At 73.5% G+C, this 22,908-nt stretch carries 24 protein-coding genes and 1 pseudogene; 15 read left to right on the plus strand and 10 right to left on the minus strand.

The window, feature by feature from the left end; translation table 11 throughout:
• Positions 1 to 449: 449 nt before the first annotated feature.
• The 4 genes from ACGF13_RS26555 (at position 450) to ACGF13_RS26570 (ending at position 4,079) form a co-directional block, all read left to right on the plus strand.
• Positions 450 to 2,030: an RICIN domain-containing protein gene (locus ACGF13_RS26555; RefSeq protein WP_392879457.1), complete on the plus strand. Its 1,581-nt coding sequence runs from the start codon at positions 450 to 452 to the stop codon at positions 2,028 to 2,030.
• A gap of 479 nt (positions 2,031 to 2,509) precedes the next feature.
• Positions 2,510 to 2,758: a hypothetical protein gene (locus ACGF13_RS26560; RefSeq protein WP_392879459.1), complete on the plus strand. Its 249-nt coding sequence runs from the start codon at positions 2,510 to 2,512 to the stop codon at positions 2,756 to 2,758.
• Between the two features lie 18 nt (positions 2,759 to 2,776).
• On the plus strand, positions 2,777 to 3,562 hold the full coding sequence (locus ACGF13_RS26565) for a helix-turn-helix domain-containing protein (RefSeq protein ID WP_392879461.1): 786 nt from the start codon (positions 2,777 to 2,779) through the stop codon (positions 3,560 to 3,562).
• A 106-nt stretch (positions 3,563 to 3,668) separates the two neighbouring features.
• Entirely contained in the window at positions 3,669 to 4,079 is a 411-nt protein-coding gene (locus ACGF13_RS26570; RefSeq protein ID WP_392879464.1) for a sigma factor-like helix-turn-helix DNA-binding protein, read from the plus strand.
• Positions 4,080 to 4,114: 35 nt separating this feature from the next.
• Here ACGF13_RS26570 and cynR read toward each other — a convergent pair whose 3' ends face one another.
• Complete coding sequence (gene cynR / locus ACGF13_RS26575; protein ID WP_392879467.1) at positions 4,115 to 5,023, minus strand: transcriptional regulator CynR; 909 nt, start codon at positions 5,021 to 5,023, stop codon at positions 4,115 to 4,117.
• Between the two features lie 136 nt (positions 5,024 to 5,159).
• Here cynR and ACGF13_RS26580 point away from each other — a divergent pair, with 136 nt between their 5' ends.
• The 7 genes from ACGF13_RS26580 (at position 5,160) to ACGF13_RS26610 (ending at position 11,007) form a co-directional block, all read left to right on the plus strand.
• On the plus strand, positions 5,160 to 5,744 hold the full coding sequence (locus ACGF13_RS26580; protein WP_392879470.1) for a carbonic anhydrase: 585 nt from the start codon (positions 5,160 to 5,162) through the stop codon (positions 5,742 to 5,744).
• A 72-nt stretch (positions 5,745 to 5,816) separates the two neighbouring features.
• Positions 5,817 to 6,287, plus strand: coding sequence for a cyanase (cynS, locus tag ACGF13_RS26585; protein WP_392879473.1), 471 nt, complete (start codon positions 5,817 to 5,819; stop codon positions 6,285 to 6,287).
• Between the two features lie 104 nt (positions 6,288 to 6,391).
• Positions 6,392 to 6,901 (plus strand): nucleoside deaminase, encoded by a 510-nt coding sequence (locus ACGF13_RS26590; RefSeq protein ID WP_392879476.1) that lies wholly within the window; start codon positions 6,392 to 6,394, stop codon positions 6,899 to 6,901.
• Between the two features lie 133 nt (positions 6,902 to 7,034).
• On the plus strand, positions 7,035 to 7,427 hold the full coding sequence (locus tag ACGF13_RS26595; RefSeq protein ID WP_392879479.1) for a hypothetical protein: 393 nt from the start codon (positions 7,035 to 7,037) through the stop codon (positions 7,425 to 7,427).
• Positions 7,428 to 7,505: 78 nt separating this feature from the next.
• A complete protein-coding gene (locus tag ACGF13_RS26600; RefSeq protein WP_392879482.1) occupies positions 7,506 to 8,516 on the plus strand; it encodes an aldo/keto reductase in 1,011 nt (336 codons plus the stop codon).
• 266 nt (positions 8,517 to 8,782) lie between these two features.
• Complete coding sequence (locus ACGF13_RS26605; protein ID WP_392879484.1) at positions 8,783 to 9,595, plus strand: DUF4253 domain-containing protein; 813 nt, start codon at positions 8,783 to 8,785, stop codon at positions 9,593 to 9,595.
• Between the two features lie 152 nt (positions 9,596 to 9,747).
• Positions 9,748 to 11,007 carry an SLC13 family permease gene (locus ACGF13_RS26610; RefSeq protein ID WP_392879688.1) on the plus strand — a complete coding sequence of 420 codons (1,260 nt, stop codon included), beginning with the start codon at positions 9,748 to 9,750 and terminating at the stop codon, positions 11,005 to 11,007.
• 168 nt (positions 11,008 to 11,175) lie between these two features.
• Here the strand turns inward: ACGF13_RS26610 and ACGF13_RS26615 are convergent, their stop codons facing one another.
• From ACGF13_RS26615 to ACGF13_RS26635, 5 genes and pseudogenes are all read right to left on the minus strand, one after another.
• The gene (locus ACGF13_RS26615) at positions 11,176 to 11,601 is read right to left on the minus strand and encodes a spore-associated protein A (RefSeq protein ID WP_392879487.1); all 426 of its coding nucleotides are present in this window, start codon (positions 11,599 to 11,601) and stop codon (positions 11,176 to 11,178) included.
• Positions 11,602 to 11,802: 201 nt separating this feature from the next.
• Positions 11,803 to 12,498 carry a hypothetical protein gene (locus ACGF13_RS26620; RefSeq protein ID WP_392879489.1) on the minus strand — a complete coding sequence of 232 codons (696 nt, stop codon included), beginning with the start codon at positions 12,496 to 12,498 and terminating at the stop codon, positions 11,803 to 11,805.
• Positions 12,468 to 13,049, minus strand: a pseudogene (locus tag ACGF13_RS26625) (beta-galactosidase). The gene ACGF13_RS26620 and the pseudogene ACGF13_RS26625 overlap by 31 nt, the downstream one beginning before the upstream one ends.
• Before the next feature lie 296 nt (positions 13,050 to 13,345).
• Positions 13,346 to 14,053: a hypothetical protein gene (locus ACGF13_RS26630; RefSeq protein ID WP_392879490.1), complete on the minus strand. Its 708-nt coding sequence runs from the start codon at positions 14,051 to 14,053 to the stop codon at positions 13,346 to 13,348.
• A 168-nt stretch (positions 14,054 to 14,221) separates the two neighbouring features.
• Complete coding sequence (locus tag ACGF13_RS26635; RefSeq protein ID WP_392879492.1) at positions 14,222 to 15,298, minus strand: LuxR C-terminal-related transcriptional regulator; 1,077 nt, start codon at positions 15,296 to 15,298, stop codon at positions 14,222 to 14,224.
• A gap of 511 nt (positions 15,299 to 15,809) precedes the next feature.
• Here ACGF13_RS26635 and ACGF13_RS26640 point away from each other — a divergent pair.
• Complete coding sequence (locus ACGF13_RS26640) at positions 15,810 to 17,261, plus strand: glycoside hydrolase family 18 protein (RefSeq protein ID WP_392879494.1); 1,452 nt, start codon at positions 15,810 to 15,812, stop codon at positions 17,259 to 17,261.
• A gap of 99 nt (positions 17,262 to 17,360) precedes the next feature.
• On the opposite strand, the gene ACGF13_RS26645 is transcribed toward ACGF13_RS26640, so the two are convergent.
• A complete protein-coding gene (locus tag ACGF13_RS26645) occupies positions 17,361 to 18,305 on the minus strand; it encodes an NAD-dependent epimerase/dehydratase family protein (RefSeq protein ID WP_392879496.1) in 945 nt (314 codons plus the stop codon).
• Positions 18,306 to 18,443: 138 nt separating this feature from the next.
• Between ACGF13_RS26645 and ACGF13_RS26650 the strand changes: the two genes are divergently transcribed.
• Positions 18,444 to 19,790, plus strand: a complete 1,347-nt coding sequence (locus ACGF13_RS26650; RefSeq protein WP_392879498.1) for an ALF repeat-containing protein — start codon at positions 18,444 to 18,446, stop codon at positions 19,788 to 19,790.
• Between the two features lie 100 nt (positions 19,791 to 19,890).
• Here the strand turns inward: ACGF13_RS26650 and ACGF13_RS26655 are convergent, their stop codons facing one another.
• Positions 19,891 to 20,118, minus strand: a complete 228-nt coding sequence (locus ACGF13_RS26655; protein ID WP_392879501.1) for a hypothetical protein — start codon at positions 20,116 to 20,118, stop codon at positions 19,891 to 19,893.
• A gap of 184 nt (positions 20,119 to 20,302) precedes the next feature.
• On the opposite strand from ACGF13_RS26655, the gene ACGF13_RS26660 reads away from it, so the two are divergent.
• On the plus strand, positions 20,303 to 20,824 hold the full coding sequence (locus tag ACGF13_RS26660; RefSeq protein WP_392879504.1) for a peptidylprolyl isomerase: 522 nt from the start codon (positions 20,303 to 20,305) through the stop codon (positions 20,822 to 20,824).
• 218 nt (positions 20,825 to 21,042) lie between these two features.
• On the opposite strand, the gene ACGF13_RS26665 is transcribed toward ACGF13_RS26660, so the two are convergent.
• The gene (locus tag ACGF13_RS26665; RefSeq protein ID WP_392879506.1) at positions 21,043 to 21,369 is read right to left on the minus strand and encodes a hypothetical protein; all 327 of its coding nucleotides are present in this window, start codon (positions 21,367 to 21,369) and stop codon (positions 21,043 to 21,045) included.
• Between the two features lie 118 nt (positions 21,370 to 21,487).
• The gene (locus ACGF13_RS26670) at positions 21,488 to 21,700 is read right to left on the minus strand and encodes a hypothetical protein (protein ID WP_392879509.1); all 213 of its coding nucleotides are present in this window, start codon (positions 21,698 to 21,700) and stop codon (positions 21,488 to 21,490) included.
• A gap of 23 nt (positions 21,701 to 21,723) precedes the next feature.
• Here ACGF13_RS26670 and ACGF13_RS26675 point away from each other — a divergent pair, with 23 nt between their 5' ends.
• Entirely contained in the window at positions 21,724 to 22,869 is a 1,146-nt protein-coding gene (locus tag ACGF13_RS26675; protein ID WP_392879511.1) for a hypothetical protein, read from the plus strand.
• Positions 22,870 to 22,908: the final 39 nt, after the last annotated feature.

Genomic DNA, 22,908 nt, shown 5'->3' on the forward strand with positions numbered 1-22,908 from the left:
TGATGCATAGTCAGAACAAGCCAAGGCGTGACTGGTTTTGACCGTCGAGCGAGGAAAATCGGAAGATGACACTCCGCTCGTGACTGAGCTGTGTAGATTCCTGCTTGGTTCGGGGGGCTGCGCAAGCTGCCACCTGCCTAAGGGAGTTCATTCACCGGGCGCGCCGCCCTGTCCGTCCCCACGCCCGCACCGCGAGGCGAAGGCCGGAGGGGCAGCAGCCCGCAGTCTTCGGGGAGGAAGCACCATCGCGACGACGGCGTCTGCCGCGCACCGGCGCGGGCGGCGCCTCGCACGCCGCATCCCCCTCCCGCACCCACCTTCCGCACGCCCTACCGCGAGCCGAACCGTGCACCGACCATGGGCACACGAACCGTGACCGACCGCCGCCGAACGCCCGCACCCGTGTCGATGTCCGGTCGCGGCCGGCGGCCCCCACCGAGAGGACCTCGATGGCCATACCCCTGCGCACCCGCCTGACCCGACGGCTCGCCGCGCTCGGCACGGCGCTGCTCGCCGTGCTCGCCGTCGTCCCGCTCGCGGCGGCCCCCGCCTCGGCGGCGGTCACCGCGAGCCCGATCTGCCTGAGCGGCATCTTCCAGTTCGACTACCAGAACGCGGAGGAGGGCCCGTCCAAGCCCACCCGGACCAAGCCCGTCCGCAACGCCAACGTCGAGCTGTGGGGCACCGAGAAGGCCGGCGACACCCCGCACGTGCTCGGCAACTACGGCCTCACGGCCGTGACCGACGGCGGCTTCAACCTCTGCTACACCCCCACGACCACCACGACGATGAACAGCATGTGGGTGCGGTTCACCTCCGAGAGCACCAGGATGTGGAGGGTCATCACCAACGACATCCCCGCCTCCCGGTACACCGTCGACTCGCCGGTCCAGCAGAACCTCTCCGCGAGCGTCTCCCTCGGCGTCATCAAGCCCCCGGCCGAGACCTCCCGGGCCTGGCACGTCCTCGACACCCTCAACCTCCTGTGGTGGGGCCGCAACAACCCGGTCAGCGCCTGCTGGAGCGCCCGCGAGCCGAACAACGACTCCTGCACCGAGCTCACCGTCTTCTGGAGCCCCGGCGCGCGCGGCGGCCCGGTGTACAACCTCGACAACACCATCAACCTCCCCGACGCCGACCCCGACTCCGAGCACATCGTCCTGCACGAGGGCGGCCACTTCCTGATGGACCGCCTCTACGGCGGCATACCGCGCGAGGGCATCTGCGCTCCGACGTCCGTCTGGGCGGCCAGCACCCGCTCCTGCGCCTGGGTCGAGGGCTTCGCCAGCGCCGTCGGAGCCTACCTGCTCGGCGACAACCGCTACGTGTGGTCGAACGGGAGCAGCACCGAATTCACCTACGGCAGCGGCTGGGACGTCGGCGACGCGGTCTCCGGCAACGTCGCCGGTTCGCTGCTCGACCTGTGGCGGAAGGTCGACGGGGGCTGGCAGGGGACCGCCAAGGTGATGCTCGACCACACGTCGTCCACGTTCGCCGACCACTACAAGACCGTCCGCCCCGCCGCCGTCCCGCCGCTCGCCACCACCGGCACGACGCTCGACCTGCTGGCCAAGCACACCATCTACTACGGGCCCCTGCCCGTCGGCGACGGCCGGCCCCACTTCCTCTCCAACGGTGGCTTCCTCGTGCTGTCGCACCAGACCAGCGGTTGCATGGTGCTCCCCGGCGCCTACGCCACCATCTCCGGCAAGGGCGCGTCCGACCTCGGGCAGCAGTGGCGGCTGGACGCCAACGCGGACGGCACGGTGCGCATCCACGACGGCTGCAACCCCTCCCTGTCCCTGACGTCCAGCGGCTACCCGAGCTACCGGGTCACGGTGACGCCGTCCAACGCGCAGTCCGCGTCCCAGAAGTGGCAGGTCACCCGGAACGACGACGGCAGCCTGAAGATCACCGACCCGAACACCGGCTACGTCCTCGACACCCCCAGCAACGAGTCCGGCAAGGGCGTGATGCTCTCGGCGCCCTCCGCGACCAGCGCCACCCAGCGCTGGACCACCCGCGACTGACCTGACGTCCACCGCGCGGCAAGCGCGCCGGGGAAACGCGCCGGAAAACGCAGAGAGACCGCTCGGGCCACCAGGGCCGGGCGGTCTCTGCTGTTCGGGCGGACCCATGCGCCAACACGGCCCGCTGCCGATGATCCCGATTGTTGGAGTGAACAGCGCCCCGGGTTCCGAACCCGCGAGTCCGGATGACGCCGCACTCCGAATCGTCACATCCAGCCAGGAGGCCTCACAAGGGCGCGCTGCACAAAGGCGCATCAAAATTCGGTTTCAGTTCGCTGAACTGTGCTTCTCTGGTAGAGCATTCACGAGATTGCGGCGAGTGGCCGGGACCGTGGCGCATCAATCTGCGCGATGTTCACCGAACCGATTGGGATTCACCCATACGCCTGACAGAGTGTGAGGCCACCGGGCACCCCGTGCGACGCCAACCGCACAAGTGCCCGCCAGTTGGAGTGGACAGTGATATGGAGGACTCCTCGATGAAGAGGAACCGGAACAAGCGCATCCGCACCCGCACCCGCACCACCCACTGCGCGACGGCGGACCCGGTGCCGCCGCGCCCGCGCCACCCGCGCCCGTACGGGACGGCCGTGGTTGTCGTCGTGGTCGTCCTGGCGGTCACGCTGGCCGCCGCCCTGGTCGCGACCGGCATGTCCGCCGGAGCGGCGCTCGAACTGGCCACCGGCGGCTGCCTGTTGGCCGCCAGGCTCCGACGGGAGCGGGCCTAGGAAGAGCGCCTGCCAGCGATGGGACGCCGAGAGAACCCGATCGAGGCGACCGAGCCGGCGCTGGGCCGGCTGGCCGCCTGGCTGCGGGAGCAGCGCGAGCAGGCCGAGTTGACGTACCGTCAGCTCGCCGCTCGGACCAACTACCACCCCACCACCCTGCAACGGGCCGCCGGCGGGCACTCCGTGCCGAGCTGGAAGGTCGTCGAGGCCGTCACCCGCGAATGCGGCGGCGACCTCAAGACCGCCCGGCGCAAGTGGGTCCAGGCCAACTACTGGGCCCACGTGCCCCGCCCCTCGGGCAGCCGCAGACTGCGCGCGCCCCGGCGGATCGACCCCGAACAGGCCGACTCCTTCGCCGACCTGCGCCGCGCGATGCACGAGATGCGCCGCAAGGCCGACTGGCCCTCCCTGCGGGAACTGGACCGCCGGGCCCGCGACCGGGGCGGACGCCTGCCCTCCAGCACCCTGGCCATGGTCCTCAAGGGCGAGGCCCCGCTGCGCAAACCCGTGTTCCTCGCCTACATGGAGGTCTGCGGGGTCAGGGAGGCTCGCCGCGCCCTGTGGGCGGCGGCCTGGGACCGGACGAACAACGCCCGCACCCCGCTGCCGGTCAACTCGCGTACGCACCACAGCGAGTTCGCCCGGGCCATGCAGTCCTCCAGCGCCGGCACCTCGACGGACATCCTGTTCCGCCTGTGGGTGACCCTGCGCAACAGCCTCGCCGCCGAACGGGACGAGGGCCCCGGCCACCCCGCCGCGGCGGGCCGCGAAGGCACCGACGACAACCCGCCGGTGCTCGTGTGACCCGGTCCGCGGCCGGGGCGCGCCACCCGCGCCCCGGCCGCGGGCCGGCACCCGCCCGCGCCCGGCCGCGGACCAGCACCCACCCGCGCCACCCCGGGACACCACCATGCCGACACCACCACGCCGTTCGGCCGCCCCCGGGCCCGCCCTGGGCCTGTGGGCGCTGCACGACCTCCACCTGCGCCACTACCTCGACTACGCCGGACTGCTCCTGCCGCCCGCCGACGCGCCCCTGGCCGTCCGTGCGGCCTTCGAGGAACTCAGTGGCCACTGGCTCGACGCCCTGGCCACCGCCAGCCCCACCGCCTGCGCCTGGCAGGCGGTGCGCCGCCGCGTCTGCGCCCAGGCCGGCCCCCGGCCGCTGGGCCCGGTCGCCCACCTGACCGCCGCCCAGCAGGACGTCCTGCTGCTGCACCTGGTCCTCGACCTGTCCGCCGCCGAGGTCGCCGCCCTCACCGGCACCGAACCCGCCGCCGTCCACGTCCAGCTCCGCTCCCTGGCCACCGCCCGCCGCTGACCCTTGAAGCCGTACGGCCCGGGGGCCGTCGGCCCCTACGGCACGGGCGCGTAGCCGCGGGCGCGGACCAGGTCGTGGGTCAGCCCGGTGAACGCGCGGACGGCGGCGCTGCGGTAGGCGCCCTCGCGGTGCAGGAGGGCGACCGTGCGGGTGGGCAGCGGCGGGTCGAGGGGCACGGGGGCGAGGTGGGGGTGGTCGTGGGCGATGGCGTCGGGCAGGACGGTGGCCAGGCCGGTGCGCCGGACGATCTCGGTGAGGGCCTGGATCGAGTTGGCCTCGACCGCGATGCGCGGGACGGCCCGGTGACGCTCGAAGTAGGCGTCGATGTGGCCACGGGTGGCGAATCCGCCGGTGAGCAGGGCGAGTTGCTCGTCTTGGAGGGCGTGGACCGGTAGCGGCGTGGGCATCGCCTCGGCGCGCGCCGTGCCGGTGACGAGGCTGAGGGTCTCGGTGAACAGCCCGGCGGCGGCGATGCCGGGCAGGTGGGCGCCGGCGAACGCGATGCCGACGTCGAGGTCGTCGGCGAGCAGGGCCGCTTCGATGTGCTCCTGGGGCATCTCCGCGAGGGTGAGGCCGATGCCGGGGTGGCGGGCGTGGAGCCCGGCGGTGAGCGGCCCGACCAGGTAGGCGGTGAAGGTGGGGGTGACGCCCAGGCGCAGGTGGCCGCGGGTGAGGTCCTGGACGTCGTGGACGGCGCGCTCGGCGGCGGCCAGGTCGCGCAGCGCGCGCCGGGCGTGGTCGGTGTAGACGGCGCCGGCGTCGGTGAGCCGCACGGCGCGGCCGGTGCGGTCCAGCAGCTGCACGCCCAGGGTCCTCTCCAGCTGCTTGATCTGCTGGGAGAGCGTGGGCTGGGAGATGTGCAGCTCCTCGGCGGCGCGGGTGAAGCTGCCGTGTTCGGCGACGGCGAGCAGGTAGCGCAGGTGACGCAGTTCGAGAGCGGCCATGGCCACCACTGTAGCCCCACCTATAGATGAGACCAATGAATCCCATGGTCAACGGCTCTTGGACACTATAGGAGCAGGTCATGCATGGTGGATCTCACCAGCCCACAGGGCCGATCACCATCCGAAGGGAGTGACCGTGCAGGACCTCACCGACGGCGTTGCCCGATTCCAGCGGGACGTCTTCCCGGCCAAGGCGCAGCTCTTCGCGCACCTCGCCACCCACCACACCCCGGACACGTTGTTCATCAGCTGCTCCGACGCCCGCGTCGTCCCCGAACTGATCACCGGCACCGAACCCGGCGACCTGTTCGTCATCCGCACCGCCGGCAACCTCGTACCCGCCCACAGCCCCGAGGCCGACGGCGTCGCCGCCAGCATCGAGTACGCCGTCACCGCGCTGGGCGTCAAGGACATCGTCATCTGCGGCCACTCCGCCTGCGGCGCGATGACCGCCCTCGCCCAGGGCCACGACCTCAGCGCCGCCCCCGCGGTCGCCACCTGGCTGCGCCACGCGGACGCCTCCGTGGCCCGCACCGCCGCCGACGGCGACGTCCCCGCGCTGGTACGCCAGAACGTGCACGCCCAGCTGGCGAACCTGGCCACCCACCCCTCGGTCGCCCGCGCCCTCGCCGAAGGCAAGGTCGCCCTGCACGGCTGGGTCTACGACATCCCCACCGGCCGGGTCGAGGACCTCACCGCCGCCCCCACGCTCGCCGCCTGACCACCACACCCCCTCCCCTTCTCATGTCGTCCCGTCTCCGGGCGACACACCCCCCGAAAGGACGTACCGATCATGGTGCACGCCCAGACCAGCCAGACCGCCCGCGAAGCCCTCGCCGACAAGGCCGTCGAAGCCAAGACCCGCAAGAACCTGTCCTGGAAGCAGATCGCCGAGGTCTCCGGCCTGTCGGTGGCCTTCACCACCGCCGCCGTCCTCGGCCAGCACCCGCTGCCGGAGCAGTCCGCGAAGGCCGTGGCCGAACTGCTCGGCCTGGACGACGACGCCGCGCTGCTGCTGCAGACCATCCCGGTCCGCGGCTCGATGCCCAACCGCATCCCGACCGACCCGACGATGTACCGCTTCTACGAGATGCTCCAGGTCTACGGCACCACCCTCAAGGCCCTGGTCCACGAGGAGTTCGGCGACGGCATCATCTCCGCGATCAACTTCCGGCTCGACGTGAAGAAGGTCGCCGACCCGGACGGCGGCGAGCGCGCCGTCATCACCCTCGACGGCAAGTACCTGCCGACCAAGCCGTTCTGACACACACCGACAGGACGACACGCGACACGCCAGTCGGCGCCGGGCGGGCCGGGAGCACAGCCATCCGGCCCGCCCCCCATCTCTCTCAACTCCGGAGGAACACCGTGGACTTCGCCCAGCGCACCATCGACATCGCCCGCCAGAACGTCGCCGAAGGCGGCCGCCCGTTCGCGACCGTCATCGTCAAGGACGGCAGGATCCTCGCGGAGAGCCCCAACAAGGTCGCCCAGACCAACGACCCCACCGCCCACGCGGAGATCCTCGCCATCCGCGAAGCCTGCACCAAACTGGGCACCGAACACCTGACCGGCACCATCATCTACGTACTCGCCCACCCCTGCCCGATGTGCCTCGGCTCCCTGTACTACTGCTCGCCGGACGAGGTCGTCTTCCTCACCACCCGCGACGCCTACGAACCCCACTACGTCGACGACCGCAAGTACTTCGAACTGGACAGCTTCTACGCCGAGTTCGCCAAGCCCTACCAGGAACGCCGGATGCCCATGCGCCACGAGCAGCGCGACGCCGCCGTCGAGGTGTACCGCTTCTGGCAGGAACGCAACGGCGGCGAGCGCCGCGTCGCGGGCGCCCCGACCGCCGCACGACCCGAGTGACCGAGAAGCCGGCCCGGGCCCAACCGGGTATCCCGCCCGGTTCGGGCTCACTGAGCCCGGCAGCGGTCCGGAGCCGTAGACGTTGACGGGGCGCCCTCTGCCGGAGCGGGCGCCGCGGCGTCAGGAGACAGGCGTGCTCAGGTTCCACGGCGCATGGCGGATCACCGTCGTCGGCAGGAGCGCCGACTTCGACCAGCGGGCGGTCGTCCGCGGCACACACGGACTGCGGGTGCTACCCGGACGGGTCGGCGCCACCATCCAGATGGACGAGGACAGCTGGACGCTCTCCCTCGAACACCACCAGCGCGGCCGCGGCTGGCAGCCCAACCTGCGCACCACCCCCGGGCCCGTCACCGAACACGGCGGCCTGCGCAGCCAGTTGCTCACCAGCAACGACCGCCACTGGCCGGGCAAGCCGCTCGACTACGTCAACTTCGTGCTGCGCCTGGACCAGGGCGCCGCGCGTGCGGTGCTGCCGTCTTCGCCGTCATCGCTTTCGGAAGCAGGCGGGTGGGCGTCCTGGTAGCCCGCCGGCACCACCTGCGGCCGCGGCGGCACGACTAAAGTCCCAGGTGAGAACCACCGCGCCCGAGGAGACCCCGCCATGCCGACCGACCCCGCCGCCACCCCGACCCCCGCCCCCGCCACCGCGCGCCCGCACCCCGCGCGCCTCGGCCTGGGCACGGCGGCCGTCGGCCGGCCCGGCTACATCAACCTCGGGCGCGACACGGACCTGCCCGCCGACCGCACCGTCGACGCCCTGCGCGAGCGCACCCACACCCTCCTCGACGCCGCGTACGCCGCCGGCGTTCGCTACCTCGACACCGCCCGCTCCTACGGCCGCGCCGAGGAGTTCCTCGGCCAGTGGCTCGCCGAACACCCCGAGGCCGCGGCCGAGGTGACGGTCGGCAGCAAGTGGGGCTACACCTACACCGCCGACTGGCGCACCAGCGGAGTCGCCGCACACGAGGTCAAGGAACACTCCACGGCCGTCTACGACCGCCAGATCCGCGAGACCCGCGCCCTGCTCGGCGACCACCTGGACGTCTACCTGGTCCACTCCGTCACCCCCGACAGCCCCGCCCTCACCGACCCCGCCCTGCACGGGCGCCTCGCCGCCCTCGCCGCCCAAGGCGTACGCGTGGGCCTGTCCACCAGCGGCCCCGCCCAGGCCGACACCATCCGCCGGGCCCTCGCCGTCACCACCGACGGCCGACCCCTGTTCACCGCCGTCCAGGCCACCTGGAACCTCCTGGAGACCTCCGCCGCCCCCGCCCTCGCCGAAGCCCACGCGGCCGGCTGGCTCGTCGTCGTCAAGGAGGGCATGGCCAACGGCCGCCTCGCCGGCCGCAACGCCACCGGCCCCGACACCACCCCCCTGCGCACCCTCGCCACCCGCACCGGCACCACCCCCGACGCCCTCGCCCTCGCCGCGGCCGCCGCCCAACCCTGGGCCGACACCGTCCTCTCCGGCGCCGCCACCCCCGCCCAGCTCACCTCCAACCTCGCCGCCACCACCCTGCGCCCCACCCCCGAGGACCTCGCCACCCTCGCCACCATGGCGGAGCCGGCCGAGGCGTACTGGCGCACGCGGTCGGGGCTGCCCTGGTCCTGAGCGGTTGGTGGGGCCAGGCCTGCCCCTCGGGTTCTCGCCGTTCGTCGCCGCCCGTCGCCGCCCGTCGGCGCCGTGGCAGAGCCGGCCGAGGTGTGCAGGTGCGCGGCGGTCCCCGTGCGGTCCCCGTGTGGCGTGGGAAGTCGGCGGGGCCGACTTCTCGTGCTTGAGGGGTGGGGGTTCGCCGGGCCGGCCCGCCGTCGGCGCCCGGGGCGCCTGCGGCCGGACGCCGGCGGTCGTTGTCGGTGGTGGCGCCTACGGTGAGCCGCATGACCGAGCACCCGGACCTCGCCGCCGCCCTCGCCGCCCTGCCCGTCGACCTGCCGCCCGGCCGTACGGTCGCCGAGGACGAGGGGCGCCGGCCGCTGCTGTGGATCAGCGACGCCCCCGCGCCCGCCGGGCTGTGGCGGCAGCTGCACCGCGCCCACCCGCAGACCGGGCTGTGGCCGCTGCTGCTCAGCCCGCTCGACCACACCGACCCCGACTACCGACCCTGGCTGTCCGGCGAGCTCTACCCGACCGACGCCGCCATACCCGACCTCTACGACCCGGCCGCCCTGCTGAGCACCTGGTGGAAGCAGGTCGACGAGGACGAGGACGGGGAGACGGACGAGGACGCCGAGATCATCGACGAGACCCTCGCCCCCTACGGCCGCACCTGGCCCGGTCTCGCCCCCGCGGCCACCGTCCCGGACGGCGCCGCCGGCGCCGAGGCCCGGGAGCTGGCCGAGGTGCTGGGGTCCGGCAAGGACGCACGCCTCGGCCTGGTGCGCGCCGGCAGCGGCGCCCACGCACTCGCGGTGTGCGGCTGGAGCGGCCCCATGAACCACGCCGGCACCGCCGAGATCGCCGCCGTGCTCGCCGACTGGGAGCGCCGCTTCGGCGCCCAGGTCGTCGAAGTCGGCTTCGACACCCTGGTGTTGAGCGTCCCCGTGCCGCCCGCCACCCTCGCCGAGGCGCTCCCGCTGGCCGCCGAGCACACCGCCTTCTGCCCCGACCTGGTCTTCCAGGGCTCCGGCAGCCTCACCGAGTACGCCGAGGAGCTGGTGGGCGCCCACCAGTGGTCCTTCTGGTGGGACTGACCTGACTTGCTCCCAGGGGGAGGGGAGGGCGGGGGTGCGGATCCGGGCGCACGGACCCGCCAGGCGCCCGCCGCCGACCGGTGTGGCATGCTGCGCCGGGCCGCGAACCAGGCCCGAGCACCGGCCACCCCACCCGCCCCCGAGGAGCACCCCTGAACACCGCCTGCGCCGAAGTCCTGTCCGCGGGCCTGCTGATACTCGTCCTGGTCTGCGCCGTCGCCCGCCCCTGGGGCTGGCCGGAGGCCGCCGCCGCGGTGCCGGCCGCCGCCCTGCTGGTGGCGACCGGCGCCGTCCCGTTGGAGCACGCGACGGCCGAGGCCGCCCGCCTCGGCCCGGTGATCGGCTTCCTGGCCGCCGTCCTGGTGCTGGCCAAACTCTGCGACGACGAGGGACTGTTCCGCGCCTGCGGGGCCTGGATGGCGCGCAGCGCCGCCGGCCGCCCGCGCCGGCTGCTGGTCCAGGTGTTCGTCGTCGCCTCGGCGGTCACCGCGGTGCTCAGCCTGGACGCCACCGTCGTGCTGCTCACCCCGGTCGTCCTGGCCACCGCCGCCCGCCTGGGCGCCCGGCCCGGACCGCACCTGTATGCCTGCGCCCACCTGTCGAACACGGCCTCGCTGCTGCTGCCGGTCTCCAACCTGACCAACCTGCTCGCCTTCACCGCCAGCGGCCTGAGCTTCGGCCGCTTCGCCGTCCTGATGGCACTGCCGTGGCTGGCGGCCGTCGGCGTCGAGTACCTGGTGCTGCGCCGCTTCTTCGCCACCGACCTGGACGCCGCCCCCACCGGGGCCCCCGACGCCGCACCGGCCCCCGCCATGCCGCTGTTCGCCCTGGTCACGGTGGGCTGCACGCTCGCCGGGTTCGGCCTCGCCTCCGCGCTGGACGTCGACCCGGCCTGGGCGGCGGCCGCCGGCGCCACCGTCCTGGCCGTGCGCGCCCTGGCCCGCGGCCACGCCACCCCCGCGACGGTGGTGCGCTCGGCCGCCCTGCCGTTCCTGGCGTTCGTCCTCGCCCTGGGCATCGTGGTGCGCGCGGTCGTCGACAACGGCCTGGCCGCCGGCCTGGCCCACCTCGTGCCCGCCGGCACCGGGCTTCCGGCCCTGCTCGGCATCGCCGCGCTGGCCGCCGTCCTCGCCAACGCCATCAACAACCTGCCCGCCACCCTCGCCCTGGTGCCACTGGCGGCCCCGGCCGGGCCGGGTGCCGTCCTCGCGGTCCTGCTCGGGGTGAACATCGGCCCCAACCTCAGCTACGCCGGCTCGCTGGCCACCCTGCTGTGGCGCAGCATCGTCCGTGACCGCGGAGTGCCGGTGGACCTGCGTGAGTTCACCCGCCTGGGCCTGCTCGCCGTCCCGGCCACCCTCACCGCCGCCGTCCTGGCCCTGTGGGCCTCCCTGCAGCTGATCGGGACCTGATCGGCATCTGATCGGCACCTGATCGGGAGGTGACCGGGACCGGCGCCCGTGGCCGCACCCCGCGATGCGGCCACGGGCACCGGCGCACTCACCGGTCGGTCGCGGCGGCCGCGCACGGCCGCCCGCCGGCCTTCGCCGGACCCTACCCGGCCGGTGCCGGGACGCCGCTCAGCTGCACCAGCCCGGTCCCTTGCCCCACCAGTCACCGGAGTTGTAGTCCCGGCCGCCGTAGTAGATGCACTGTCCGGGGGCGGACAGGTAGGCCGCGGCGTAGTAGCTGTAGTTCCCCAGGTCCTGCTGCCTTCCGCTGCCGTCGCCGTAGGTCAGGTAGGCGCCGGTCAGTGTCGGGGATCCGGTCCTGGTGTTCTTGATGGTGGCGACGCAGTTCTTGCCGGTCGTCCTGCTGTAGGTCAGGTAGACGGTCGAGGTGCCGCCCGGCAGGTTGAAGGAATCGATCGTGGCGTAGCTGGACCCGCAGGCCGTCTGCGGGGTGTAGGCGGTGGTGGTCGCGTCGGCGGTGGCGGGCACCGCGAGCAGAATCGAGCCGGCCATCACGGCGAGGGCCGTCGTACGGGCGGAATTCCTGCGGAACATCCTGGCTCCTTCATGCGACTCGCGCTCCTGGCGATTGACGTGCCGGACAAGGACACAGGAACGCCCGGCAACGGCGGGTCGTCGCCCGTAACGGTTGTCCGGATCGGCGCCGGGACGGTCCGATTCCGCGCCAGGACGGTCCGATTCCGTGCCGGGGGCGCATGGTCGGGGCCGAAAGCGGAACCGTTCGGCCCCGGCCGGTCAGTAGTCGGAGCTGGGGGCCGCCGTGACCGGGCCGAGGTCCGGTTCGTCGCGCAACTCCACTGCGGTGCCGTGCCGTTCGAGTTCCAGCACGACCAGGTCGTTGGTGCCGGCCCGCCACAGGGGGGCGGGGGCGTAGAGGGTGCGCTGGGGGCCGGCGGCGCAGTGGCGGCCGAGGAGGAAGCCGTTGAGCCACAGCAGGCCGCGGCCCCAGTCCGGCAGGGCGACGAACGCGTCGGCAGGGGAGGGGAGTTCGGCGGTGAAGCGGTGGAAGGCCGGCTCCCCGTCGCCCGGCTCCCCGTCGCCTGCCTCCCCGGCCTCGGTGCCGTCGGCGCCGTCGGTGAAACTCAGCGCGGACAGGTCGGTCAGCGGCAGCGGGCGGATCTCCCAGCCGAAGAGCCGCTGGTGGCCGTGCGAGACGCCGCGGGTGATGCCCTTGCGGTCGTCCATCTGCGGGCCGTAGTTCACCCGGCCCAGCGCCTCGACCAGGATGTCCAGTACGACCCCGTCGGGCCCGGTGGCCAGCGGCAGCGTCGCGCCGGGGGAGTTGCGCTCCAGTACCCCGATCGGGCGGCCGTCCGCGAAGACCTGCGCCCGGTCGGCCAACCCGTCGATGCGCAGCGGCAGTTCGGGGCGCGGGCCGGGCACCCGGGTGCGGTAGTGGATCAGGCCGCGGTCCTGCCCGACCTGCTCCATCGGCAGCGGCGCCGCGTGCCGCCGCGGCCGCGACAGCGCGTCCAGGGCCCGCGCCAGGACCGCCTGCCCCGCGCGCGCTCCAGCCGCTGCGGCGCCACCCGGGGTACGGGGCCGGGCAGTTCGCCGTTCGGCAGGGGAAGGTAGCGGCCGATGACCTCGCGCAGGGCGTGGAACTTCTCGGTCAGCTCGCCGGCCTCGCCGATCGGCGCGTCGTAGTCGTAGCTGGTGACGGTCGGCTCGTAGCCGGCGTCCAGCGGGTGGGCGCTGGAGTGGTTGGCGCCCGCCCACAGGCCGAAGCTGGTGCCGCCGTGCGCCATCTAGAGGCTGACGGAGGCGCCGGTGGCGAGCAGTTCGTCCAGCGAGGCGGCGGTCTCCTTCGGGTCGCGGACGTGGTGCGGCAGGCCCCACTGGTCGAACCAGCCGATCCAGAACTCCATGGCGGTCAGCGGCCCTTCGCCCTGGTGGCGGCGCAGGACCGCCAGCCGTTCGGGGGCGCGCGAGCCGAACGTGGCGGTGGCGAGGTGGCCGGGGATGGCGCCGCCCTGCTGCATGGTGTCGTGGGCGCCGTCGGCGGTGAACAGCAGACAGTTCACGCCGCGCCGCACCAGGCCGTCGCGCACCCGTCCCACCGGGGCGGAAGCCCGGGCCGGACGGAACTCCCCGCCCGCACCGTCCTGCTCGTCCCCGCCCACCTCCGGGACCGGGCCGAACAGGGCAGCCCTCGAACCGCACCTCGAACGGCCCTCGAAGCGCCTCGAACGGCGCGACGGCGATGTCCTGGCAATGCCGCCCCGGCAGGGCGTCCGGCCACTCCTCCAGCAGCAGCCACGCCGCGGCAGCCTTCGGGTCAGCCCGTCGGCCGCACCACGGGAGGGAGCGTGATGACCGGGCCGATGGACCGGCAGCCGTCGTAGGTCATGGCCTGCAGCGGCGGGCAGTGGGCATTGGTCGGAACCGACGTGGGCGGGGCCGGCAGCTCCGGGCGCGGCGGGATCGTCCAGTACGGGGACGGCTTGCCGGCCGGCGCCTGCGAGCGGCCCGCCGACTGCTCCCCGGCAGACTGCGCCCCGCTCGTACCGGCGGCCGCGGTGGTGGGCGCGGCCTGGGACCGGGGGCGGGAGGTGGCCGGCCGGGCGGACGGCTCGCCGGCCTCGGCGTCCCCGGCGTCCTGCGTCGCCGCGACCGCCGCCTCGGGCGGGGTGGAAGCGGGGTCGGGTGCGGGTGCGGGGTCGGTGTTCGCCGGAGCCGTCGCCTCCGGGGCGGCCGCAGGCGCGGCCTGCGCCGGGGCACTGGGCGAGGGGTCGGCCGAAGGGCTGGCCGACGCGGCCGGGCTCGCCGCGCCGCCCGGCCCGGCCGAGGTGCCGCCCGGGGAGGAGACCAGGAGCGCCGCGCCGATCCCGGCCGCCCCGAGGACGCACACCCCCGCCGCGACGGCGAGGGACCGCCGCCGACGGCGTGTCACCTCGCCGCCCTGCGCTGCCGTTGCGTCCTGTGCCGTCGCCGCGTCCTGCGCCGCCGCGGTGTCGTGCGGCTGCTCGCCGGTACCGTCCTGCATCCGGACCCCACTCTGTTTTTCCTGTGATCATGCCGCTGAACTGCGCGGATGCTAGCAGGCGCCGCGATGCGCGGACACCGGCGGGGCGCGGGGCACAGCGGTTCGGCCCGGTGACCGGAGCAGGCAGACCGGAGAAGGGCGGCCGGATAAGGGCGGCCGCAGGGGGCGCTACTGCGGCGGCAGGCCGAGGGTGGGGAGGTGGTCGGCCATCAGCAGGGCGACGAGTTCGCGGCGGCTGCCCACGCCGGTCTTGTGGAGGATCGCGGTGACGTGCTGTTGGACGGTGGGCACGGTCAGGTGGAGGAGGGCTGCGATGTCCTTGGTGCTGGTGCCGCGCACCGCGTGCAGGGCGACCTGCTGTTCGCGCGGGGACAGGCCGTGGGCGAGGATCGCCAGCGGCAGGCGCTGGACGGGGGAGGCCGGGGAGGCGACGACGGCGACGCCGCCGCGGCGGCCGTCCAGCGGGGAGGCGTGCAGGGTCAGCCACTGCCCGTCGGGGGTGGACACCCGCATCTCGGTGGGGCCGCCGCGGCGGGCGGCCAGGCGGGCGACGGTGAGGAAGCCGCTGGGCACCCCGCCGGTGTGGGCGGTGGGTTCGGCCATCCGCCCGATCAGTTGGCGGGCCGCCGCGTCCGCCGAGCGCAGCCGCCCGTACCCGTCCAGGATCGCGACGGCCGGGGTGTGCGCGGGCTGCGGCGGGCCGGCGCTGCGCAGGGCGGCGAGGTGGGTGTCGCGCAGGGCGGCGCCGATGGGCGCGGCGACGCGTTCGGCCAGGCGCAGGTCGGGCAGGTCGTAGCGGCCGCGGGCGCGTTCGCGCATGAACGCCGCGGAGCTCCAGCGGCCGCCGCCGAGGTCGAAGTTGATCCGCAGTTCGTCGCCGTAGCCGCAGGGATGGAGCAACTCCCGGTAGCGGACGCTGCGTTCGGGGCGACCGTCGGTGGCCCGGTCGATGGTCTGCACCCGGTGGCCGGCGGTGCGGATCGCGGTGAAGGTGGTGGAGTCCCCGCCCTGGAGCTCCAGTTGCACGGCCTGCTCGAACTGGGCGAAATCGAGGCCGTCGGAGACGGTGGAGGTGGGGAACCCGGTGACCGGGTCGTTGCCGTGCCAGCAGCCGCCGTCGAAGCCGAGCGGTTCCTGGAGCAGGGTGTGCAGCTCGCGGAACAGCTCGGCGGCGGGTAACCCGGAGGACGCCAACTCGCCTATGGATGCCAGGACTTCCCGCTCAACGTCACGTCGTTTGGCCACGGACGGAATACTACGGAAGCCGGGGCCCGGCGTCCGGTGAACGGACGAGGAAGGGGCGGGCACGGAGGGGTTCGTCACGGGAACACGGAACACGGAACACGGAACACGGGGCGCAGGGCGCAGGGCGCGCCACTGTTCGGCGCGGGCCGTCGCCGGGAAGGTGTACGGGCCACGGGGCGGCGGCGGATGTCCGCCACCCGAACGGAGCATGGGGTGATGGGGTGCCCGGCCGTGTCCGAGCGCGAGTTCGCGGGCTCCGGCGGCCGCCGCCTGTGCCTGTGCTCCACCCGCTCGGCGCGCCGGCATCCCGTTTCGCCGGCGCCTTCCCGGCGATGGCCCGCGCCGCAGTGCCGGGATGCGGGCCGCCGGGAACCGCGTGTCAATGAGGAGCGTCGGCCGTGAACCGCTGGTGCGGCAACGGGGGCATGCGGCCTCCGGGCGCGCGCCCGCGCGTCGGCCAGGACGAACCGCATCCGCCGAACGCCCGACACGCCTCGTCAAGGGAGAAAGCATGGAATTCGTCGGTTATTTCACCCAGTGGTCGATATACGGCAGGCAGGTCTATCTCAAGACCATCCACGACAACGGCACCGCCGACAGGTTGACCATCCTCAACTACGCGTTCGGGAACATCACATCCGGAGATGTGGCGACATCCACCGACTACCCCGAGGGGTACACGGGCTACCGGGCTTTCGAGGAGACCAGGAGCGCCGGGGACAGTGCGAAGCTGGGAGCGGACGCGAACATCAACACCGGAGACGCCGACGCCGACTACGGCAAACCGTTCAAGAAGAACGACAAAGACTTCGCGCCGTCCATCGAGGCCGACGACCCGGGCTGGGGTGCGTCGGCGCTCATGGGGAACTTCAACCAGCTCAAGCAGCTCAAGGACAAGCACCCCAAGCTGAAGGTCCTCGTGTCGCTCGGCGGCTGGACGTGCAGCCGCAACTGGTCGTCCGTCGCGGCGACCGCCCAGAGCCGGAAGGATTTCGTGAGCTCCTGCATCGACCTGTACATCAAGGGGAATCTGCCCGAGGAGATCTGGCAGCAGGCCTGGGTGCCGCCTCCGGAGAAGCCGAAGCCCCCCGTGTTGGTGAAGAAATTCGGCGGCACCGGCGTGGCCAAGGGAATCTTCGACGGCATCGACATCGACTGGGAGTGGCCCGGTTGCGACAGCGGCCTCAAAGCCGATGACGGCACCCACGGGAACAAGTACACCAAGGACGACAAGGCCAACTTCGTGGAACTGCTGAAGGAGTTCCGCAAGCAGCTCGACGATCCGGCCCTGGTCAAGGCCTACCCCCCGCGTGGAGGCAAGTACCTGCTGACCGCTTTCCTCCCCGCCGACCCGAAGATCATGGATGCCGGCTGGAACGCCGCAGAGGTCATGAAGTGCTTGGACTTCGGCAACATCCAGGGCTACGACTTCCACGGGGCCTGGGAGAAGAAGACCAACCAGCAGTCGGCACTCCAACCTCCGACGACCGGTGACCTCTCCGTGGAGACGGCCGTCGGCATGTGGATCAAAGCGGCCGGAGAGAGCGCCCGGGCGAAGCTCACCTTCGGGATCCCGTACTACGGCCGCGGCTGGAAGAACGTGGGCACCGAGAACGCCGACGGACTGGGCAACTCGGCGAACGGGAAGCCCCCCGGCAAGTACGAAGACGGTATCCAAGACTACCGCGACCTCGCCGCACTCGACTCCGGCAAGTACCCGGTCTCCTACAAGCCGGACAACAAGAAGCCGAGTTTCGCCTGGCGGTACAGCAAGGACGACAACATCTTCTGGACCTACGACGATCCGACCGTGGTCTACCAGAAGGCCGCGTGGGCCAAGGACCAGAAACTCGGCGGCGTCATGGTCTACTCCCTCGACGGCGACGACCCGAAGACCGGAATCCTCGCCCAGAACATCCGCGCGGGGCTGGACGGCGAGAAGCCGCCGACGAACGGACAGTAGGAGACGCGGCGTTGCCGGACGAACGGAGTCCGTCGACCGCTGGGGCCCGCGGCGTGCGCTGCGGGCCCCAGCGGCACCTCGCCTCCACCACCCGACCGGCTACGGCTGCGTGCGCTCGCGCCACCAGGCGACCGTCGCCCGCACCTGCTCCTCCAGCGGCGTCGCCCGCACCGCGAACGCCGCCTCGTACGCGGAGCAGTCCACCACGAACGGCTGGTCGAACTGGTAGCGCACCTCCCACAGTTCGCGCAGCAGCGGGGAGAACAGCCCCGCCACGGCCAGCACCGCCGCCGGCAGGCGGCGTACCGCGACCGGCCCGACACCCGCCTCGGCGACCAGCCGGTCGACCATCGCCCGCATCGACACGGCAGGAGCGGTCGGCACGTGCCAGGCCCGGCCCCAGGCCCGCTCCTCGCCGGCGAGTTCGACCATCGCCCGGGCCACGTCCGGCAGATAGGTCCAGCTGTGCACGGCGTCCGGGGCCCCGACGACGCCGAGCGAGCGGCCCTTCAGCAGACCGGGCATCACCCGCGCGGCCAGGTGGCCGCCGTCGGTGACGCCGGGGCCGAAGAAGTCCGAGGCCCGCACCTCCACCGCCCGGATCCGCCCGGCCTCGTGCAGCGCCCGCGCCCGCTCCCAGGCCGCCGCCCGCACCCGCCCCTTGGGGCCGGTCGCGGCGAGCGGCAGGTCCTCGGTCATCGGGGCGGCCACCGGCCCGTAGCCGTACAGGTTGCCGAGCATGACCAGCACGGCGCCGCTCTCCTCGGCCGCCGCGCACAGCGAGTCGGCCAGCGCCGGCCACAGCCGCGTCCACTGCGGCAGCGGCGGCGCGGCGCAGCCGTGGAGGGCGACGGCGCCGCGGGCGGCCTTCGCCAGCCGTACGGGGTCGCTCGCGTCCAGGGCGAGGTGCTCGACGCCGGGGACGGCCGGCCCGGCGGGGGCCCCGGTGCGGGTGACGACCCGCACCTCGTGACCCTGTTCGGCGAGCAGGCGGGCGGTGGCGGCCCCGGCGGGCCCGTGTCCGACGATGAGGTGGAAGCTCATCCGCCACACCCTAGCCGCGCCCCTGGACGGGGGAGCGGCAGATAATTGGTATGGCAATCGTAAAAAGTGGATCTATGCTGTCGGTCGTTCATAAGCCTTTCACACGAAGCAGGTCTGCCCTCGATGAAGTTGCCCCGGGTGTCCGCAGTCGTCGCGGCCGCCGTCCTGGCCCCCGCCGTCCTCTTCCCCACCGCGGCCTCGGCCTCCGATACCCCCAAGCCGACCGGCATCTCCGGCCCTGACACCGGCTCGGACTCCGCCAAGGACACCGCGCCCGAGCAGGGCGACGCGCAGGAGCAGCGCGACCGCGCCGAGGTCGAGCGCATCCTCGCCGAGTCGCCGGCGGAATCTTGGAGCAGGGTGCACGAGGGCGCCGAGAAGGCCCTCAAGGGCACCGCCGCCGACCTGCGGCACTTCCTGGAGGTCGAGCTCGACGACCTGCGGAAGTCGGACAACCGGCTCCTGGCCGCCCGGATCCACAGCGCCGGCGGCCCGGCCGTCAAGGCGGCCGCCCGTGCCGCCATCAACGGCGGCGACGAGGCCATCGCCGAGTTCCTGAAGACCGGCCAGTTCACGGCCCGCGCCGAGGACGAGGACCGCGCCCGGGTCGAGGCCATCCTCGCCGACCCGAAGAGCGGCCGCGGCGTGCGCGAGGGCGCCGAGAAGGCCCTCAAGGGCGGTGCCGCCGAGCTGCGCCACTTCCTGACCGCCGAGCTGCCCAAGCTGCGCGGCGACGACAACCGGGTCAAGCTCGTGCAGCTCATGGACGCCGGCGGTCGGGCCGTGCGCGAGGCGGCCAGCAAGGCGCTGGACGCCCGCACGGACGAGGCCGTCGAGGCGTTCCTCAACGAGGGCTTCGCCAAGGCCCAGTTCGAGGACGACCGGGTCGACATCCTGCGCGTCATCGCCGACAAGGAGAGCAGCTCGTACACCGTCGCGGCCGCCCAGAAGGCCATGGACGGCAACGCCGAGGCCGCGCGGCACTTCATGACCGTCGAGCTGCCGCGCCTGCGCGCCAGCGACAACCGGGTGAAGGTCTCCCAGATCATCGAGACCGGCGGCCCGGCGGTGCGCAAGGCCGCCCTGGTCGCCTTCGACGGCAACGACGCGGACATCACGGCCTTCCTCAAGGAGGGCTGGGCCAAGGCCCGCGCCGAGGACGAGGCCGCGGCCGCGGCCGCCAAGCCCGGCACCGGCACCGGCAACGGCACCGGCACCGGCACCGAGAGCGGTACGGGCACCGGCACGGGCACCGACGGTTCCGGGCAGCAGCCGCAGACCGTCCAGCCCGCCGGCCTCACCGAGACCACCGGCACCGGGACCACCACCCGTACGGGCACCACCGGTACGGGCACCGGCACGCTCGCCTCCACCGGCACCGACGGGCTCGGCTGGGAGGCCGGCGGCGCCGCCGCTGCCCTCGCCGCGGGCGCGGCGCTGGTCGTGGCCGCCCGCCGCCGCTCCACCGGCTCCACCGAGAGCTGACACTCCCTCGCGTCCCCGGCCGCCGCCGATCACCACTCCGGCGGCCGGGGACGCGTCACGTCCGGCACCGCCGCGTCCGGCGCCGTCAAGGCCCGGCGGCTCAGTCGCCGTCCCCGCCGTCCCCGCCGTCCCCGCCACCCCCGCCGCTGCCCAACCGGCGCGGCCGGTTGCGCTGGTAGCCGCGCACCGCCCGCCCGGCGCCGAGGGTGAGGGCTGCGACCACGCGGGCCCAGCGCGGCCCGCCCCGGTCGGCCCACACCACGCAGCCGCACCCCGCGACGACCAGGACCAGCACCCCCACCAGAACCGCGCCGACCACCACGACCACCTGCCCTCTCCCGTGAAGCCCTCTGTACGTGTGACGGGTGGATCGTCCCACCCGGTTCGGCCGCGCGGGCGCACGCTGTGCCAGGATGCGGTAGCCGAACGGCCCAGGTCACCGCATCGGCCGTCCGTCGCACCGCCCGTTCTGCCCCGCACCGCCCGTACCAGCCGCACCCGAGGAGTCACCCGTGGCCACTGCCCGGTTCGCCACCCTGCACACCACGGCGGGTCCGATCCGCCTGGAGCTGTTCCCGTTCCACGCGCCGAAGACGGTCCGCAACTTCACCGAACTCGCCGAGGGCACCCGGGAGTACACCGACCCGCGCACCGGCGAGCCGGGCCAGGGCCCGTACTACGACGGCACGCTCTTCCACCGGGTGATCAAGGGCTTCATGATCCAGGGCGGCGACCCGACCGGCACCGGCACGGGCGGCCCCGGCTACTCCTTCGCCGACGAGTTCCACCCGGAGCTGTTCTTCACCAAGCCCTACGTGCTCGCGATGGCCAACGCCGGCCCGGGCACCAACGGCTCCCAGTTCTTCATCACGGTCGGCACCCCCACCCACCTCAACCGCCGTCACACCATCTTCGGCCAGGTCGCCGACGCCGCCTCCAAGGCCGTCGTCGACGCGATCGCCACCACCCCCACCGCGGACGACCGCCCGCTCGAGGACGTGGTGATCACGTCGGTCGAGATCGAGCACTCCTGACTCCGGTGGCCCCCGCCCGGCGCGCCGGCTTCGGCCGGTGACACGGGCGCACCCCGTCGGAAGGGGGTGTCGAGGACGCCCACCGCACGTGATCGAGGGGCGGTCTCATGGAGACCGCCCCTCGATCGGGCGTCAGCCTGGTTCCCCCGCCGTGAAGCCGGGAGCTGGCCGGATATCGAAGCCCTGCTGGAGTACCAGGCGTTCCCGGTGGTCGGGCGTCACGCCACCCACTCGACGCGGGTGACGCTGTCGTTGGTCGCCGACGACTCCTCAAGGGTGCTGTTGGCCTGCAAGGTCCGCTTGCCCGTGTCGTCGATCAGAACGGCATCGCTGTCGGTGTTGTTCACCCACGACGAGATGTTCTTGGACGCGCTCTTCGTGCCGTTGTGGCCGTCCATGGGCAGGTCGCTGAGGTTCACCGCGAAGCCGGCGCCGATCCCGTAGGCGGGGCCCTTTCGGTTGCTGTCGCGGTAGATGGCGAGCGTCTTGGGGGGTGCGGTCTCGCCGTCGGTCAGCTTCACGACGCCGGGGGGGAGCTGGGCCATGCGTGGATCTCCTTAGAAAAACCCACACCGAATGTGTGGACTCCCATCAAAACATCTAGGACGTAGACAAACTATCGGCCGGGGGAGTGAAGTCACGCCGGCGGGCCGCCTCGACGGGTCACTTCGGCGGGAGCGGGCAGGCGATCCAGTTCACGCCGATGCCGTTGGCGCGGACGAAGCCCGGGGGCAGCGTGGCCTGGTTGCCGAGACGGACGCCGGCCTTGAAGCCGGTACGGTCGGCGCCGTAGATCCCGGGGACGCACAGCTCGGCGGCCTTGGGGCCGCCCGCGACGTGCACCACGGTGTGGCGCGGGACCAGCGCCAACGCCACAGGCCGCGCGTAGGCTTCGGCCGGTGACACAGACACACCCCGCCGCCCCCGCCCCCGCCTGGGCCGCGCTGACCTCGGCCGCCACAGTCGACGAGGAGACAGGCGCCGCCTGGCTGACCGGACTCGGCTTCAACCACGCCGCGCCCACCGACCTGCTCCTGCGGCTCCTGGACGCCGGCCGGCCCTGGTTCCTGTACCGCGAGGACCTGCCCGAAGCCGTCCTGGACGCCGCCGTCGTCCACCCGGCCCGGCAGGTCCGCGTCACCGCCGCCGAAGCCGGCCACCTGTCACCGGCCCAGTGGGAACGCCTCATCGCCGCCAAGCCCGGGACGCCCCGGCGCGGGCTGTTCGCGGAGCTCGCCGAGGAGCACCTGAACGCCCGCAAGCGCCCGGGCGGCGGCCGCGGCATCGCCCGCGCCCCACACCCCGACGCCGTGCCGCCCGCCACCCCCGAGGAGATCGAGGCGATGGCCGCCGAGGTCCCCGACATCGAGCCCGACGGATTCTCCTCGGCCCTGTGGTGGGTCGGCGCACTGCACCAGGACGCCGCGGCCATGCGCCGCCTCGCCGCCTCCCCGAAACTCCTGATCCGCCGCAGCGTCGCCAGGGCACCGCACCTGCCCGCGGACGTCGCGGCCCTGCTCGCCCGGGACGAGGACCGCGTGGTGCGGCTCTTCCTGGCCGAGTCCTGCGACGACGCCCCGCCCGCGATGCTGCTGGAGGTGGCGGCCTGGTGGGACGGAAGCCTCTCCTTCCCCGGCCGCCCCCGCAACCACCCCAACTTCCCCCGCGACGGCCTGCTGCGTCTCGCGGCGGACCCGAACCCGCGCCTGCGGGTGCTGGCGCTCGACGACCCGGCCTCCACCACCGCCCACGTCGACCGGCTCGCCCGGGACTCCGACCCGGGCGTGCGCCGCGGCGCCGCTGGCGACCCGCGGATCGACCCCGAGGCCCTGGTCCGGCTGGCCGCCGACCCCGACCGGGGCGTGCGGTGGCACGCGCTGGCCAACCCGGTGCTGCCCGCGGCCGAGCTGGCGACGCGCCTGCTCGACCCGTGCAACGCCGAAGCCGCCGCCCGCAACCCGGCCGTCCCCGCCGCGGTCATGCACCGCATGGTCACCCGCGCGACCGCGCGCCCGGCAGACCCGTCGGCCCAGGGGAGCGGCTGAACTCCCCTGGGCCGACGGTCACTTCGACGGGCTACGTGA

The sequence above is a fragment of the Kitasatospora sp. NPDC048286 genome (assembly GCF_043201735.1).
Lineage (GTDB): Bacteria > Actinomycetota > Actinomycetes > Streptomycetales > Streptomycetaceae > Kitasatospora.

What these genes read in the sequence shown, in the direction of transcription:
- ACGF13_RS26565 (WP_392879461.1), top strand. Translation starts at nt 2,777, where the DNA reads ATGGGACGCCGAGAGAACCCGATCGAGGCGACCGAGCCGGCGCTGGGC.
- ACGF13_RS26630 (WP_392879490.1), bottom strand. Translation starts at nt 14,053, where the DNA reads ATGCAGGACGGTACCGGCGAGCAGCCGCACGACACCGCGGCGGCGCAG.
- ACGF13_RS26560 (WP_392879459.1), top strand. Translation starts at nt 2,510, where the DNA reads ATGAAGAGGAACCGGAACAAGCGCATCCGCACCCGCACCCGCACCACC.
- ACGF13_RS26570 (WP_392879464.1), top strand. Translation starts at nt 3,669, where the DNA reads ATGCCGACACCACCACGCCGTTCGGCCGCCCCCGGGCCCGCCCTGGGC.
- cynR (WP_392879467.1), bottom strand. Translation starts at nt 5,023, where the DNA reads ATGGCCGCTCTCGAACTGCGTCACCTGCGCTACCTGCTCGCCGTCGCC.
- ACGF13_RS26605 (WP_392879484.1), top strand. Translation starts at nt 8,783, where the DNA reads ATGACCGAGCACCCGGACCTCGCCGCCGCCCTCGCCGCCCTGCCCGTC.
- cynS (WP_392879473.1), top strand. Translation starts at nt 5,817, where the DNA reads ATGGTGCACGCCCAGACCAGCCAGACCGCCCGCGAAGCCCTCGCCGAC.
- ACGF13_RS26645 (WP_392879496.1), bottom strand. Translation starts at nt 18,305, where the DNA reads ATGAGCTTCCACCTCATCGTCGGACACGGGCCCGCCGGGGCCGCCACC.
- ACGF13_RS26555 (WP_392879457.1), top strand. Translation starts at nt 450, where the DNA reads ATGGCCATACCCCTGCGCACCCGCCTGACCCGACGGCTCGCCGCGCTC.
- ACGF13_RS26665 (WP_392879506.1), bottom strand. Translation starts at nt 21,369, where the DNA reads ATGGCCCAGCTCCCCCCCGGCGTCGTGAAGCTGACCGACGGCGAGACC.
- ACGF13_RS26620 (WP_392879489.1), bottom strand. Translation starts at nt 12,498, where the DNA reads ATGGAGCAGGTCGGGCAGGACCGCGGCCTGATCCACTACCGCACCCGG.
- ACGF13_RS26640 (WP_392879494.1), top strand. Translation starts at nt 15,810, where the DNA reads ATGGAATTCGTCGGTTATTTCACCCAGTGGTCGATATACGGCAGGCAG.
- ACGF13_RS26600 (WP_392879482.1), top strand. Translation starts at nt 7,506, where the DNA reads ATGCCGACCGACCCCGCCGCCACCCCGACCCCCGCCCCCGCCACCGCG.
- ACGF13_RS26615 (WP_392879487.1), bottom strand. Translation starts at nt 11,601, where the DNA reads ATGTTCCGCAGGAATTCCGCCCGTACGACGGCCCTCGCCGTGATGGCC.